16 protein-coding genes are annotated in these 14,507 nt (G+C 62.5%); 9 read left to right on the plus strand and 7 right to left on the minus strand.

All coding sequences use genetic code 11. The features are described 5' to 3' along the window. Positions 1–41: 41 nt before the first annotated feature. Positions 42–2,318, minus strand: coding sequence for an OmpA family protein (locus tag ABW043_RS05480; protein WP_353920218.1), 2,277 nt, complete (start codon positions 2,316–2,318; stop codon positions 42–44). 257 nt (positions 2,319–2,575) lie between these two features. Here ABW043_RS05480 and ABW043_RS05485 point away from each other — a divergent pair, with 257 nt between their 5' ends. Next, entirely contained in the window at positions 2,576–2,995 is a 420-nt protein-coding gene (locus ABW043_RS05485) for a secondary thiamine-phosphate synthase enzyme YjbQ (protein ID WP_353920219.1), read from the plus strand. Between the two features lie 2 nt (positions 2,996–2,997). Continuing rightward, positions 2,998–3,828, plus strand: a complete 831-nt coding sequence (locus ABW043_RS05490; RefSeq protein WP_353920220.1) for a sulfite exporter TauE/SafE family protein — start codon at positions 2,998–3,000, stop codon at positions 3,826–3,828. Between the two features lie 183 nt (positions 3,829–4,011). Here ABW043_RS05490 and ABW043_RS05495 read toward each other — a convergent pair whose 3' ends face one another. Further along, positions 4,012–4,725, minus strand: a complete 714-nt coding sequence (locus ABW043_RS05495) for an SIMPL domain-containing protein (RefSeq protein ID WP_353920221.1) — start codon at positions 4,723–4,725, stop codon at positions 4,012–4,014. 269 nt (positions 4,726–4,994) lie between these two features. On the opposite strand from ABW043_RS05495, the gene ABW043_RS05500 reads away from it, so the two are divergent. Together ABW043_RS05500 and ABW043_RS05505 are read left to right on the plus strand one after the other, a co-directional pair. After that, on the plus strand, positions 4,995–6,146 hold the full coding sequence (locus ABW043_RS05500) for a fumarylacetoacetate hydrolase family protein (RefSeq protein ID WP_353920222.1): 1,152 nt from the start codon (positions 4,995–4,997) through the stop codon (positions 6,144–6,146). Between the two features lie 53 nt (positions 6,147–6,199). Further along, a complete protein-coding gene (locus tag ABW043_RS05505; RefSeq protein WP_353920223.1) occupies positions 6,200–7,639 on the plus strand; it encodes an aldehyde dehydrogenase family protein in 1,440 nt (479 codons plus the stop codon). 60 nt (positions 7,640–7,699) lie between these two features. Here ABW043_RS05505 and ABW043_RS05510 read toward each other — a convergent pair whose 3' ends face one another. Continuing rightward, positions 7,700–8,122 (minus strand): DMT family transporter, encoded by a 423-nt coding sequence (locus ABW043_RS05510; protein WP_353920224.1) that lies wholly within the window; start codon positions 8,120–8,122, stop codon positions 7,700–7,702. After that, positions 8,119–8,616: a DMT family transporter gene (locus ABW043_RS05515; RefSeq protein ID WP_353920225.1), complete on the minus strand. Its 498-nt coding sequence runs from the start codon at positions 8,614–8,616 to the stop codon at positions 8,119–8,121. Before ABW043_RS05515 ends, ABW043_RS05510 begins: the two co-directional genes overlap by 4 nt. A 208-nt stretch (positions 8,617–8,824) precedes the next feature. On the opposite strand from ABW043_RS05515, the gene ABW043_RS05520 reads away from it, so the two are divergent. The 5 genes from ABW043_RS05520 to ABW043_RS05540 all read left to right on the plus strand — a co-directional run bounded on the left by ABW043_RS05520 (position 8,825) and on the right by ABW043_RS05540 (position 12,187). After that, positions 8,825–10,450 (plus strand): MFS transporter, encoded by a 1,626-nt coding sequence (locus ABW043_RS05520; RefSeq protein WP_353920226.1) that lies wholly within the window; start codon positions 8,825–8,827, stop codon positions 10,448–10,450. A 4-nt stretch (positions 10,451–10,454) separates the two neighbouring features. Continuing rightward, positions 10,455–10,904: a YaiI/YqxD family protein gene (locus tag ABW043_RS05525; protein WP_353920227.1), complete on the plus strand. Its 450-nt coding sequence runs from the start codon at positions 10,455–10,457 to the stop codon at positions 10,902–10,904. 211 nt (positions 10,905–11,115) lie between these two features. Continuing rightward, positions 11,116–11,322, plus strand: coding sequence for a cold-shock protein (locus ABW043_RS05530; protein WP_353920228.1), 207 nt, complete (start codon positions 11,116–11,118; stop codon positions 11,320–11,322). A 148-nt stretch (positions 11,323–11,470) separates the two neighbouring features. Then, positions 11,471–11,725: a hypothetical protein gene (locus ABW043_RS05535; RefSeq protein WP_156385665.1), complete on the plus strand. Its 255-nt coding sequence runs from the start codon at positions 11,471–11,473 to the stop codon at positions 11,723–11,725. 210 nt (positions 11,726–11,935) lie between these two features. Continuing rightward, positions 11,936–12,187 (plus strand): hypothetical protein, encoded by a 252-nt coding sequence (locus tag ABW043_RS05540; RefSeq protein WP_353920229.1) that lies wholly within the window; start codon positions 11,936–11,938, stop codon positions 12,185–12,187. 63 nt (positions 12,188–12,250) lie between these two features. On the opposite strand, the gene rpsU is transcribed toward ABW043_RS05540, so the two are convergent. The 3 genes from rpsU to phoB all read right to left on the minus strand — a co-directional run. Continuing rightward, complete coding sequence (gene rpsU, locus ABW043_RS05545) at positions 12,251–12,526, minus strand: 30S ribosomal protein S21 (RefSeq protein WP_353920230.1); 276 nt, start codon at positions 12,524–12,526, stop codon at positions 12,251–12,253. A gap of 227 nt (positions 12,527–12,753) precedes the next feature. Then, entirely contained in the window at positions 12,754–13,680 is a 927-nt protein-coding gene (locus ABW043_RS05550; RefSeq protein WP_353920231.1) for an MYG1 family protein, read from the minus strand. Between the two features lie 198 nt (positions 13,681–13,878). Next, positions 13,879–14,507: phosphate regulon transcriptional regulator PhoB (gene phoB, locus ABW043_RS05555; RefSeq protein WP_353920232.1), on the minus strand; the 629-nt coding region annotated here is incomplete at its 5' end.

Here is a 14,507-nt window from a genome sequence, read left to right on the forward strand (position 1 = left end):
GGACGTAACGTCCGGCCCTCTCATTTCGATAGGTGACTGGCTTAGCCGTTGTTCGCCACGGTGATCAGCGGCGTGATGCGGCGGATGGTGACGCGGCGGTTTTCGCGTTCGCCAAGTTCCGTGCGGATCTTGAGGTAGCGCTCGCCATAGCCCTGGGTCGCCAGGTTTTCCGGCGGCACGCCGTAGAAGTCCGTGAGAATACGGGCAACCGTAGCGGCACGCAGGTCCGACAGACGCAGGTTGGAGATGTCCGAACCCACGGCGTCGGTGTGACCTTCGATCAGGAAGGTTTCTGCCGGGTTGGTTCGGAGCAGCTGCAACATGGCATTGGCAACGCCGGAGAGGGCGCTGACCTGGTCGCGATTGATGGTCGCGGCGCCGGTATCGAAGGTCAGGTTACCGACCTCGAGACGACGGACCGAGTCACGGACGCGAGCCGAACGCTTGACTTCGTCGATCGAGTAGACGCGGGCGACCTCCTCAACCGGCGGCTGGGCGAAGAAGGACCCGACTTCATTTTCGTCGGCAAAGGAAGCGTCGAGGACGTAGTCGCGCACCGGGATATTGAGACGGAGCGGGGGCAGGTCCTGACCCGGGTCGCGCCAGACGAGGAGATCTTCGTCATAGCGTTCGTCGAAGTAGGCGAGGACGATTTCACGGCCATCGGGGGTAATGCGCGAGCGACGGAGAATGTCGCCATTACGGTTGCGCACCGTGATGACCTGGCTGCCATCGGGACGCTGGACAACTTCACGAACGCGGCCGCCCGGCAGGTTCTCGTAGAAAACCTCGTCCTGCTGCGGATTGTAGAAGCGATCGGTATCCTGGCCAATGGAATTGACCACGAGCTGGGTACCGACCTGCAAGATCACCTGGGTGATGATGTCGCCGGCGGTCGCTTCACGTACTGGCACCTGCTCGATGACGGTGACGTTGTTCTGCTGGCCGATATTGTTCTGCGTGTTGTTCGTGACATTGGTCTGGGTATTGTTCGTCACGTTATTCGTGACGTTCGTGCCAGAGTTGTTCACGTTGGTAATGTTGGTGATGTTGTTGATGTAGTTGTTCACCACGGTCTGGTTGACCGTCGTGTTTTCGGTTGCCGTGACGGCCGTGCCGGCCTCGGCCGCTACCGAGGCGATCGGCTCGGCGGCAAAGGCGCGCATTTCCGCAGACTGGGAGGCGGCGTCGGATTCTGGCGGCGGAGCCAGCGGAGCTTCGGCAACCGGTGGGGCTACAGGAGCCTGACCGTCGACAACCGGGGCTTCAAGCTGGATGTCCTTGGCACTATCGAGCACCGGAGCAATCTGCTCCTGGGTGATCCCCGCGGGGAGTTCGTCAACGATCTCGGCCGGCTGGCCATCGACGGTGACAGGGGCATCGGCAGGGGGTGCGTTCGGATCGACAGCTGCGGGCTGCTCAACCGGCGCTGCCGGCTGTTCTGCCGGAGCGGCGGGCTGTTCGACCGGCGGCTGCGGTGCGGCCGGGATCGGCGACAGCGTCAGGCCAAGCGGAGCAAGGCAGACAGTGACGTCGGGCATGCCGGCATTGGCGCAGATGGCGTTGATCTCGCCGAGAGCGGCGTCGATACGGGCCTGGGCCGAGGCGTCACCCGCGGCGAGCTCGGCAACTGCGGCGTTGTGGGCATCGACCTGGGCAACGAGGGCCGAGGCGATATCTGTCGGAGCCGGCTGCTGCTCGGCGGCCGGCGCGGGTTCAGCGGCTGGCTGCGGTGCGGCTTCAGGGGCAGGGGCCGCTTCAGGAGCGGGGGCAGGTTCTGGCGCAGGTGCGGGTTCCGGAGCGGGCGCGGGCTGCTGTTCTGCGGCCGGCGCAGGTTCTGGCTGGGGTTCGGCCTGAACTTCAACAGGCGCGTCCGGTGCAGGCGCTGCCTCGACGGCGGCAGGCTCCGGTGCAGGAGCGGGTTCTGGCGCGACTTCAACTGGCGCCGGTTCGGGGGCAGGAGCGGGCTCCGGTGCGACTTCGACCGGTGCAGGCTCTTCTACGGGAGCGGCCTCAACCGGGGCTGGCGCCTCGACCGGAGCGGGTTCTTCAACGGGGGCCGGTTCGGGCGCCGGTGCAGGCGCATTGCCGGTAGCAGCAGCGATACATTCGTCGATGCTTGCATAGCCCGAGACGATGCAGAGTTCGGTGAGAACGCCGCGCGCAGCTTCGGTAGCTGCGACATCGCCCGAGGCTTCGGCAGCGGCGTAGGCCTGGTAAGCTGCAACCAGGTCGCCGTCCTGGGCGCGCACGGTCAGTGGCAGCAGTGCCATGAGCCCGACACTCGTGCCGGTCAAAAGCCAGTTTCTAAGGCGCATTGTTCTTCTTCCTTTATGTCGAGTGACATTTGAGACAAGCATCGCGGCGCCATCCTGAACGCAGTCTGAATGGTTTGGGCAACCCGTTGACGTGATGCTGTTCCCCCGCAAAGCCCGCAACGCCTGGATTTGACGTTGGTTCCCCGGGGCCGGCGGCAGGAGGGTGACCAAGGGAACATGGCGCCAGTGGGGCAGAGTGGACGGTTTGGGCCGGTCATGCGCTGGTTCCACAGGCAAGGTCATGGTAGGCCCGAGTCATGCAGCAAGCCGTTCACAGCATCAGCATTCCCACGCGGGGGCAGGGACTCTATGAGTTCACGGACGGGGTGGACCGCTTCGTGGCGCAATCGGGGATAGCGACGGGGCTCGTGACCGTTTTCGTGCGCCACACGTCATGCTCGCTACTCATCCAGGAAAATGCCGATCCGGACGTGCAAACTGACCTGCTCGGCTTTTTCAGGCGCCTCGTTCCTGAAGGCATGGACTGGCTGGTGCATACCACCGAAGGGCCGGACGACATGCCCGCGCATATCAAGTCGGCCCTGACGCAGACCTCCATTTCGATTCCCGTTGTCGATGGACAGACGGTGTTCGGGACCTGGCAGGGCATCTATCTTTTCGAGCATCGTCGCCACCCGCATCAGCGGAGCGTGGTGCTCCATATCATCGGGGACTGACTATGGATTGGGCTGACATCATCGGCTATTGGCCGTTTGTGCTCGGGATGCTGGCCACGGGTGTCGTTTCGGGCGTGGCGGCGGGGCTGCTGGGCATCGGTGGTGGCGCCGTGATCGTGCCGGCGCTGAGTTCGGCGCTGTTGTGGATGGGCTTTGATTCCGACGTGGTGCAGCACGTGGCCGTGGGCACGTCGCTGGCCATCATCATTCCAACCGGGATCATGAGCGCGCGGGCGCATCACAAGCGCGGGGCGCTTGATATGGATGTGTTCAAACTCTGGGCGCCGTTCATTGTGGCGGGCACGTTCATCGGCGGGCTGATGGCGGGCTGGTATTCGGGCGACGTGCTGCGGATCGTCTTTGCGGTCATGGCATTCGTCATCGCTGCCAATATCGTCTTCTCGTTCCAGACCAAGCTGATGGGGCACCTTCACAGCTCCAAGCCAACGCATCGCGGCGCGGCATTTGTGGTTGGCTATCTCTCGTCGCTGATGGGGATTGGTGGCGGCTCGCTGACCGTTCCGACACTGGTGGCCTTTGGGCAGACCATGCACAAGGCCGTGGGCACTTCGGCAGCGATCGGCGTGGCGATCGCCCTGTCAGGTACGCTGGGCTTTCTTATCTCGGGCTGGGGTGTGGATGATCTGCCGCCGCTCAGCCTTGGCTACATCAATATCGTAGCGCTGGTGCTGGTGGGTGCGATGGCGGCGGTCTTCGCGCCGCTAGGCGCCGCGCTGGCGCATAAGCTCGACCAGAAGACGCTCAAATACGTCTTTGCCATCTTCCTCGTGGCCGTGGGCCTCAACATGCTCTGGAAGGTGATCGCCAGCTAATTGGTCGAAAAGGTCAGGTGGGGGCGGGTGACTACGGTGGTCCGCCCCCACCGTCCAAGCCCCCCTCAACAGGGGGAACCCGGAAATCTGGATGCCACCCGCCTTGGAAGGCCTGAACCGATGGCTCCGGTTCAGGCTGGACGTGTGTCATGAAGGTGGCGGGTTCAAGGCCGCCGGGGTGAATTAGTTTGCCTTGGTGTCCAGTTCCCACTGAACATTGACGCCGATCTCGAAGGTCATCTCGCCAGCTTCGACCGGAACGGCCGAGGCAGCTACATCAGCGCGGGCATACATCGGCATTGGGATCGGGCTGTTGATGTTCTGGCTTTCCGAAATGGCTTCGAGCTCGCCCAGCGTTGCATTGGCAGCGGTGGCATAGAGTTCGGCCTTGCTGCGGGCATCGGCGAAGGCGGCCTTGCGGGCTTCGTTGTAAAGCTCGGTCGGATCGGTCACCGAGAAGCTGACGCCGTTGATCGTGTTGGCTCCAACATTCACCGATTTGTCGAGAATGGTGCCGAGTTCTTCGAGATCGCGCACGGCAACGGTGACGGTGTTGGACACCTGGTAGCCGTTGATCTTGGGCGGCAGGGAATAGCCGTTTTCGTCGCGGGCGTCGGAATAGACGTAGTTCGGATTGACAGAGAAGCCCGAGGTCTGGATGTCGCGCGCTTCGATGCCGGCTTCCTTGAGAGCGGCAATGAGATCGGCCATGGCAGCGGTATTGGCGTCGAGCGCTTCGCGGGCGGTGCCGCCCTGCGTGGTCACGCCGGAATTGATCAGCGCCATATCCGGGGCAGCCCGGACTTCGCCGCGGCCTTCGATAGTGATCGTGCCGGCAAAAGCAGGGATGGCGGCAGCAAGAAGGGCGAGGGGGGCGAGGGCAATCGCGAGACGCATGGCAAACTCCGTATGTGTGTTTGGTGGGGCATTTCATACCCCAGCCAATGCGTCAGTATTGCGGCGCACATGAACGCTAGTTGAACGAGCTGTTTATGTTTCTGTAGACGCTGGGAAATCGCCCGGATTCACAGGAGTTCCGGGGCCGAAAAAGATTGGCCGCCAAGGCTCTTGGCATTGGCAATAAGTATGACTATTTAGATGTCGGGCTTGCGCGGTGCGGTTGCGCCGGGGTAGTCACAGCTAACATTTTAGTTGGGGGAGCCAGCATGGTCGCGAACGTCATTCCCGAGGGCATCCTGCTTGGACGCGCCCGTGTGCGTGGCCATGCTGAACCGCGTATCGTTACGGTGCGCGATGGGCAGCTTGTCGATATCACCACCAAGGGTTTTGCCACGGTGCGCGACATTGCCGAGAGCGGCAAGGCGACGGCGCACGTGAAGGCGACCGAGGGCGTGGTGATTGGCGATGTCGCGGCGGCGGTTGCCAATTCGGTTGCTGGTCAGACCAGTGAAAATTTGCCCGTTCTTCTCTCCCCCATCGATCTGCAAGCCATCAAGGCCTCCGGCGTGACCTTTGTCGTTTCGCTGCTCGAGAGAGTAATCGAAGAACAGGCCCGCGGGGATAAGTCTCGTGCGGATGCGCTGCGCACGGAGATTCTAGACCTGATCGGCACTGATCTTTCCCAGCTTGTGCCGGGCTCTGAACCGGCGATGAAGGTCAAGGCGGCGCTGATCGAAAAGGGCGTATGGAGCCAATATCTCGAAGTCGGGATCGGGCCGGACGCCGAGATTTTCACCAAGAGCCAGGTGATGAGCTCGGTGGGGTATGGCGCTGAGGTCGGACTGCATCCGATTTCGAGCTGGAACAACCCCGAGCCGGAAGTGGCGTTGCTGGTGACGAGCAAGGGCGAGATCATCGGCGCGACACTCGGCAATGACGTCAATCTACGCGACGTCGAAGGCCGCTCGGCCCTGCTGCTGGGCAAGGCCAAGGACAACAATGCGTCCGCTTCGCTTGGGCCATTCATCCGGCTGTTCGACGGCGATTTCACGCTCGATACCGTGAAGAATTCCGAGATCGCGCTGCGCGTCGAAGGCACGGATGGCTTCGTGCTCGAAGGCGCTTCGAACATGGCGCAGATTTCGCGTACGCCGGAATCCCTGGTTGCCGCCACCATTGGTGGCCATCATCAGTATCCCGATGGGCTGGTGCTTTATCTCGGCACCATGTTCGCACCGGTGAAGGATCGCGATGGCGCGGGCAAGGGCTTTACCCACAAGCTCGGCGACACTGTCTCCATTTCGACGCCGTCGCTCGGTACGCTGACCAACACCGTCAATCTCTCAACCAAGTGTCCGCCCTGGACCTATGGTTCGAGCCACCTGCTGCGGGATCTTGCCCGCGCTGATCTCCTCTAGCCTGCGGATCTCCTCCCCACGGGCGACGCACGACATTTTTGAAAGGCTTCGACATGAGCGAATTGCACAAGAACCTGATCAACGGCGAATGGACCGGTTCTGATGGCGTTGAGAACATCAACCCGTCCAATCTCAACGAAGTGGTCGGCGTCTATGCCCGCGCCACCGTTGAAGAAACCAAGCAGGCGATTGCCGCAGCCAAGGCCGCTTTCCCGGCCTGGTCGCGTTCGGGCATCCTTGAGCGCCACGCAATCCTGCGCAAGACGGCCGACGAAATTCTCGCCCGCAAGGCCGAGCTTGGCGAGTTGCTGAGCCGCGAAGAGGGCAAGACGCTGCCGGAAGGCATTGGCGAAGTGACCCGCGCCGGTCAGATCTTTGACTTTTTCGCCGGTGAAGTGCTGCGCCTTTCGGGCGAAGTGCTGCCGTCGGTGCGTCCGGGCGTTGGCGTTGAAATCACCCGCGAGCCGCTCGGTGTCATCGGCATCATCACGCCGTGGAATTTCCCGATTGCCATCCCGTCCTGGAAGATTGCTCCGGCGCTGGCCTATGGCAATACCGTCGTCATCAAGCCGGCTGACCTCGTGCCGGGTTCGACCTGGGCGATCGTTGATATTCTGGTGCGTGCGGGCCTGCCCAAGGGCGTGCTGAACCTTGTGATGGGCAAGGGTTCGGTCGTTGGCCAGACCATGCTCGACAGCAAGGACGTCAATGCGATCTCGTTCACCGGTTCGGTGGGGACGGGCAAGCGCGTTGCTGCCGCTTCGATCGAGCATAACCGCAAGTTCCAGCTCGAAATGGGCGGCAAGAACCCGACCATCGTGCTTGATGACGCCGATCTCAAGGTGGCCGTGGAAACCGTTGCGCAGTCGGCGTTCTTCTCGACCGGCCAGCGTTGCACCGCGGCTTCGCGCGTGATCGTTACGGAAGGCATCCATGATGCGTTCGTGGAGGCTTTGGCTGAGCGTACCCGCAATCTGCGCGTGGGCGATGCCCTTGATAAGAATACGGAAATCGGCCCTGTGGTCGATCCGAGCCAGCTCAAGCAGGACACCGACTACATTGCAATCGGCAAGGGTGAAGGCGCCAAGCTGGTGGCTGGTGGCGAACTCGTGAAGGCCGCGACGGAAGGCTACTTCCTGCAGCCGACGCTGTTCACCGAAGCGACCAATTCCATGCGTATCGCCCGCGAAGAAATCTTCGGGCCGGTGGCTGCGGTGATCAAGGTGAAGGATTACGAAGAGGCGCTAGCCACTTCCAACGACACGGAATTCGGCCTGTCGGCCGGTATCGTGACGACCTCGCTGAAGTACGCGACGCACTTCAAGCGCAATTCGGAAGCGGGCATGGTGATGGTCAATGTGCCGACGGCCGGCGTTGATTTCCACGTGCCGTTTGGTGGCCGCAAGGGCTCCAGCTATGGCCCGCGCGAGCAGGGTCGCTATGCGTCTGAGTTCTTCACCATCGTGAAGACGGCCTACACCGCCGCTGGCTAAGCCAAGGCGAATATCGAGTTAGCAACGGGGCCTTCGGGCCCCGTTTTCGTTAGCAGACTGTTACCGTTTGCGCTGTGTGAGCCACATCCCGGCAAGGATCAGGACAACACCAAGGGCTGCAGCCCAGATTGTGACCGGGGCGCCGCGCAGGAAATCGAAAATCACTCCGAACACCATCTGGCCGGCGATGACCAGCAGGGTCGAATTGACGGCGCCGATGCGGGTGATGAGCCACGAGCCGGCGGCGACGAAAACGACGCCAATGGCGCCACCCGTGTAAATCCACCACGGCATCTCAGCGATGTTGGCCGGGATGAGGCCGCCGATGACGAGGCCGACGACGGTGAGGAAGGCGAAGCCGACGAAGTGGTTCCAGAAGGAAGAGATCAGCGGCGTCGTCGACATGGCCAGCCGGCCATTGACCTGGCGGCTGAGGATCACGAGGAGACCGGCAGCGAAGGCGGCGAGAATGGGGATGATCATGCGGCGCCGAGCCCAAAGAGAATGATGAGAAGACTGCCGGTGGCGATCAGGATGACGGCGCCGGCATCGCGCAGGTCGAGGCGGCGCTTGGGGAGCCCGAGGAGGCCCCAGAAATCGGCCGCGAGGCTGAGGACGACCTGACCGGCGAGACCGAGGGCCAGTGTGCCGGCGAGGGCGAGGGGGGAGTTTACGGAGGTCGAGGTCAGCATGACCGTGACAGCGCCGCAGAGGCCGCCGACATAGGCCCAGAGCGGAGCCTTGCCGATTTTGGCCGTGGCTTCAGCCGACGCAGCGCGCTGGCCGCGCCAGACTATGGCGAGGAAGACAATCGCGACAATGGTGCCGACGCCGTGGGCGAGCCAGGAGGAGAACATGGCGCCGCCGAACCGGCCAGCCTCGCCATTGACGAAGATCGCCAGGGTAAGAAGGCCGCCGCTGGCGAAGGCCGCGAGCAGATGCAGCGGGTTTGTCCGCTGGGTTGGTGGAGAGGTCATGGTTCGATTCGAGTGAGGGAGGTTGGGGCCACTCTATTCGGTGCAGGGAGTGCGACAAGTGGGTGTGCTCTGCCTGCTCGCCTCAAGTGGAATGCCCTCGGGTCAAGGCTGAGGGTGACCTGAGGGGATCAAAAGGCACCCCCGGCTTCGGTTCTACCTTGCCTCTCTAGGATGACTCGCCCATGACATGGGCAGGAGTTGAATGACTATGTCCGAGCGCACATCCATCACGGCGCCGTTTCGCCATGAGACGTTTCGTACCTTGTGGCTGGCGACCTTGTTTTCCAATCTGGGGGGATTGGTGCAGGCGGTTGGCGCGGGCTGGATGATGACCACGCTGACCACCTCGCACAATATGGTGGCGCTGGTGCAGGCGTCTAACACGCTGCCGATCATGGTGTTTTCCATCGCGGCTGGTGCGCTGGCGGATAATTTCGATCGTCGCAGCGTGATGCTGGTGGCGCAGGCGTGCATGGCGGTGGTGTCGCTGCTGCTAGCGGTTACGGCCTGGTTCGGGCTGCTCAATCCCTGGCTGTTGCTCACCTTCACGTTCCTCATCGGGTGCGGCACCGCGCTGTTCAATCCATCCTGGCAGGCGTCGATGGGCGATATCGTGCCGCGCGAGGATTTGCCCGGGGCGGTGACGCTCAACGCCATGGGCTTCAACATGATGCGTAGCGTTGGCCCGGCGGTCGGCGGCATGATCGTGGCCTTTGCCGGGGCGAGCGCGGCCTTCGCGGTCAACGCGGTTTCGTATCTGGCGCTGATCGGCGCGCTCTGGCGGTGGAAGCCACAAAGGGTGAAGGCGCGGTTGCCGCGCGAACACTTGGGCAGCGCCATGTGGGCCGGCGTGCGCTACATGTCGCTGTCGCCCAATCTGCTGTCGGTGCTGTTTCGCGGATTTATGTTCGGCTTTGCCGCCATCGTCATTATGGCGCTGCTGCCCTCGATTTCGGACGAGTATGTCGGCGGCGGAGCGCTGGTCTACGGCACGCTGCTGGGCTGCTTCGGGCTCGGGGCAATTGCGGGGGCGGTTCTCAATGGGCGTATTCGGCAGCGGTTTTCCAATGAGGCGATCGTGCGGCTGGCCTGTCTCGGCTTTGCGCTGAGCTGCATCGGGCTGGCGTTCAGCCGCGATCCCTTGCTGAGCCATATCGTCCTGTTGCCGGCCGGCGCCTGCTGGGTGTTGTCGCTGTCGCTCTTCAATGTGTCGATCCAGCTTTCGGCTCCCCGGTGGGTGGTGGGTCGGGCGCTTTCGCTCTACCAGACGGCGACCTTTGGCGGCATGGCAGGGGGGAGCTGGATCTGGGGCCTGACGGCCGATGCGGCCGATCCTCAATGGGCGCTGGTGCTTGCGGCGGGGGTGCTGCTGCTATGTCTCGTTGTCGGCTTGCGCCTGCCTTTGCCGCAGTTCAACGACCGCGATCTCAATCCGCTCGGTACGTTCAATGAGCCGCTGCTGAAGCTCGACCTGATGCCCCGCAGCGGGCCAATCCTGATCATGATCGACTACCAGATCGCCCAGGAAGACATTCCACGCTTCCTGGCGCTGATGAGCGAGCGGCGGCGCATTCGCATTCGCGACGGTGCGCGGCAATGGGCCGTGCTGCGCGATCTCGAAAAGCCCTATGTGTGGGTGGAGAGCTACCATGTGCCGACATGGGTCGATTATGTCCGGCATAACCTGCGGCGCACCAAGGCCGATGCCGACAATACCGAGCAATTACGGGCGCTGCATCGGGGGCCGGGCATGCCGGCGGTGCATCGGATGATCGAAAGGCAGACCGTGCCGCTCGATGATACAACGCCGCTGCGCGATAGCCCGGAAGTGTAGCGCCATGGTTGCGGTTTTTGTCGACGCAGATTCGTGTCCGGTGAAGGAAGAGGCCGCCCGGGTGGCCGAACGGCATGGGCTGGTGGTGACCTATGTAGCCAATTTCGGCCTGCGGCCATCGCGCGATCCCATGGTGCGCAATGTGATGGTGCCGCAGGGTGCGGATGCGGCGGATGACTGGATTGTCGAGAATTCGGCGCCGGGCGATCTGGTGGTGACGGCGGATATTCCGTTGGCGAGCCGCATTCTTGCCAAGGGCGGGGCAGCGATCGGGCCGACCGGCAAGCTCTTCACGACCGATTCAATCGGCATGGCACTGGCGATGCGGGACCTTAATCAGCACCTGCGGGAAACTGGAGAAAGCCGGGGCTTCAACGCGGCGTTTTCGGCCAAGGACCGGTGGAATTTCCTGCAGCAGTTCGACGCGCTGGTGCAGCGGGCCAAGCGGGTATGACGGGCGCAAGACGTCTGCGCCTTGACTTTGGCGCATTTGCAATAGACTATGGGACGATACGTTTTCTGCCCCTGTTGGCGAACTGACCCTCCCGGCCTGTCCGGTTGTTTGGCTTTCCTTCCGAACTGCAAACGTTACTAGGCTCCTGTGGCATGTGGCTGCAGGAGAACTGCTCGCTTGCACTGCTTCGAGCCAATTCAGGAAAACGTCAATGATCAACGGCACCGTGAAATTCTTCAATTCGACCAAGGGCTTTGGTTTCATCTCGCCCGAAGGCGGTGGCAAGGATGCCTTCGTCCACATTTCTGCGCTGGAACGTGCTGGTATTTCCAGCCTCGCCGACGGCCAGAAGGTGACCTTCGACCTCGAAAAGGGTCGCGATGGTCGTGAATCCGCAATCAACGTTCAGCTCGCCTAAGACGCGTACCGCGGTCTCCTAGATCGCGACGTGTTCAAGGTTTTTGCTGTGCCGCGCTTTCAGCCGGACGGTGGTTACCACTTCTCTGAAAACGCTATGTTTTGAGTTTGGCCGGGGCGGGTTCGCCCCGGTTCCAAAGGAGCGCTCGATGTCTCACCTCTATAAAGTCGGCCAGATGCTCGACCTGCGCTCCGCCCCGCGTCACAGCAACCGGCCAGCAGGCCCTTGCGAAGTGATCTCGTGTCTCCCACATGAGACTGGCCCGGTACTCTATCGGGTAAAGTCGCGCGGCGAGACCAATGAACGCGTTGTCGAAGAGGGCGATCTTTCGCCTAGCGACGCGTCCAAATCGGCCTATGTCGAAGGCGCAAGCGTCTTCAGCATCGCCGTGAACAAGCGCTAGTCGCCCAGCCTTCGGCCGTTCCCAAGACCTGAATGCAGGTTCCGGCTATCGCCGGACGGTGCGTGCATTTGCCTGAAATGGCAGCGTTTTTCGCTGTCACAGGCAATGTCACGCGGCTGAGATAATCTCCACGCAATATTGCGACACTGAATCAGAAGCAGCGCGAGACGCGCTGTACAATACCGGCCATTTACCGGCAGAAAGACTAGAATGAATACGCATATACTAAACGCCCCAGGGGAGTTGTTCCTCGGTAGCGATGCCGCAACGGCACTTGCACAGGGTGCGCGGCGCTTTTCCTCGGCCGCCAAGGCCGTGCGGTTTGCCATGGAGCAGGCTGCACCCGTGAGCCTCCGCGGCGCCTTGCTCAGGATTGGCGGACAGACACTTGGACCGGAGCAGATTCGCTCCCTGCATCGGCAGATGGAAACCATCGGCCAGGCGCGCAGGACGCGCCAATAGAAACGCCGGCCAAATGGCCGGCGTTTGTTCGATCCGAACTGGAGTCCAGTTTCGGAGGTAGACTTAGTCCTGCGAACGCGGGGCAGCGCCACCAGTGCGGCCGCCGAAGCTACCTGCGGGGCGCTTGGGCGCAGCAATCAGACCTTCACGAATAGCCTGCTTGCGCGCAGCCTTGCGGTTGCGGCGAATGGCTTCGGCCTTCTTGCGCACGCGAGCTTCCGAGGGCTTCTCGAAATACTTGCGGAGCTTCATCTCGCGGAAGACGCCTTCGCGCTGGAGGCGCTTCTTGAGAACGCGGAGAGCTTGGTCGACATTGTTGTCGCGTACCTGGACCTGCAAAAAATTTCCTAACTTGGTGTGCGCCTTCTCCATTAAAGGCAGGCGGAGTCGATCTGGGATCGGTGCACTTCGTTATCAGGCCCGGCCCGCGCTGCCAACCCGAGAAGTGGGGTTGTGATGCTTAAAGCGCGTCGCAAATCGTCGGTATTTACTGGAGGTGCACTAGATCCCATTGCCTGGGATCTTTTCGCGACGAATCCGGCATAACTTTCGAGGGACAGGCCCTGTCAGGCGGCGCGGCTGCCGATTGCTTCTGCTACCGCGATGTCAGCCATGGCAAGCGCGGCAGCGCGCGTCTTGGCAGCGGCGATGAAGCGACCGTTGTGGCAGAAGGTGGCGCCTTCGACGCCGCTGGCAACTTCCAGATCATGATTGGTGAGCCCAGCCCAGGCGGCGGGCAGGTCGGCGCGCAGCTCGAAACCTTCGTCGCTGCGGCGGATGCCGGTGAGGCACCAATCCTTGTCGCGCGGATGGACCACGAACAGCAGGTGATCGGCGCCGGCCTTCACGACGGCGGCGCGGAAGGGCATGCCCATGGGCAATTCGAGGACGCGGCCGGGGCCGGTTGCTTCGATTGCCTTCTGCACCAGGGATTCGGCGCGCAGCTTTGCGGCGCTGCGAGCCACGGCGGCTTCGACGAAGCTGCGGGCGATGACAAGGGCTTTCTGAAAGGCCTGCTGATCGGCCTCGGCGTCGCGATCGTCGAAATCGGGTTTCAACGTCTCGAGGAGCGAGGAGAGCGACAGGCCGGCCAGCGGGCCCGAGGGGCTGATGGCGCCGTTGTCCACGAGGTCGATAGGAAGGACGAGATTGCCATCGACCGATGCATGCACGCTTTCAACGTGTTCGGCGGGCACATCGAAGGAGGCGATGTAGTCGCGGCCGAAATGCTTCCAGACGAGCCCGAAGGAGCTGTAGGGCTGGCCGTCGTCGCGCAGGGGCGCGCCGCGCTGGTGGTGGTCGAAAATGCGCGCATCGGCGTCGTAGGCGCCGCCGACATCGTAGATGATACGGTCGGGAGCAGTGGTGATCCACTCCGGCGCACGGCTGCGCACGATCTGCGCATCGGGAAACAGCCGGGTCAGGATGACGCTCGACAGCAGCTCATCGGCATGGAAACCACCGGAGTGGGTGACGAGGAATGCTGGTGTCATATGAGAGGCGGTCCTGAAACTGGGCGATCGAGGCGCCAGGACCCTTTCGGCCCCGACGGACCTTGCTACCCTGCTTTGGCGGGGAGAGGCAATAATATCGTTAGCGAAACGTTAATGAAGGGCGGTCGGCATTGTGCAATGTCGGCCCAATTCGGTTGTCACCCCAGGGTATGCCGGGGTGACAGCCGATAGCGTGCTTCAGGCCGGCTGGCCGAAGCGCTCGTCGAAAGCGTAGCCGGCGCCGCGGACCGTGCGGATCGGGTCGTTTTCGCGACCACGATTGATGGCGCGGCGGAGACGGCCGATATGGACGTCGACGGTGCGTTCATCGACGTAGACGTCATTGCCCCAGACGCCATCGAGAAGCTGCTCGCGCGAATAGACGCGGCCGGGGTGGCGCATGAGATATTCGAGCAGGCGATATTCGGTGGGGCCCAGGTGCACGTCGCGGGTGGAGCGGCGGACGCGGTGCGTGGTGCGGTCGAGTTCGAGATCGCCGACCTTGAGGGCTGCGGTCACCAGATTAGGGTTGGCGCGGCGGAGGAGGGCGTGGATGCGGGCGACCAGCTCGGGGACCGAGAAGGGTTTTACGACGTAGTCGTCGGCGCCGGTGGAGAGACCGCGGACGCGCTCTTCCTCTTCGCCGCGAGCGGTGAGCATGATCACCGGAATGCGCGAGGTTTCTTCGCGGGCTCGCAGGCGCCGGCAGAGTTCGATGCCGGAGATTTCGGGCAGCATCCAATCGAGCAGGATCAGGTCGGGCAGCTTTTCGGCAATGGCGTGTTGCGCTTCGTCGCCGGTTTCAGCGGTGACGACGCGGAAACCCT

This window comes from Devosia sp. (assembly GCF_040509215.1).
GTDB lineage: Bacteria > Pseudomonadota > Alphaproteobacteria > Rhizobiales > Devosiaceae > Devosia.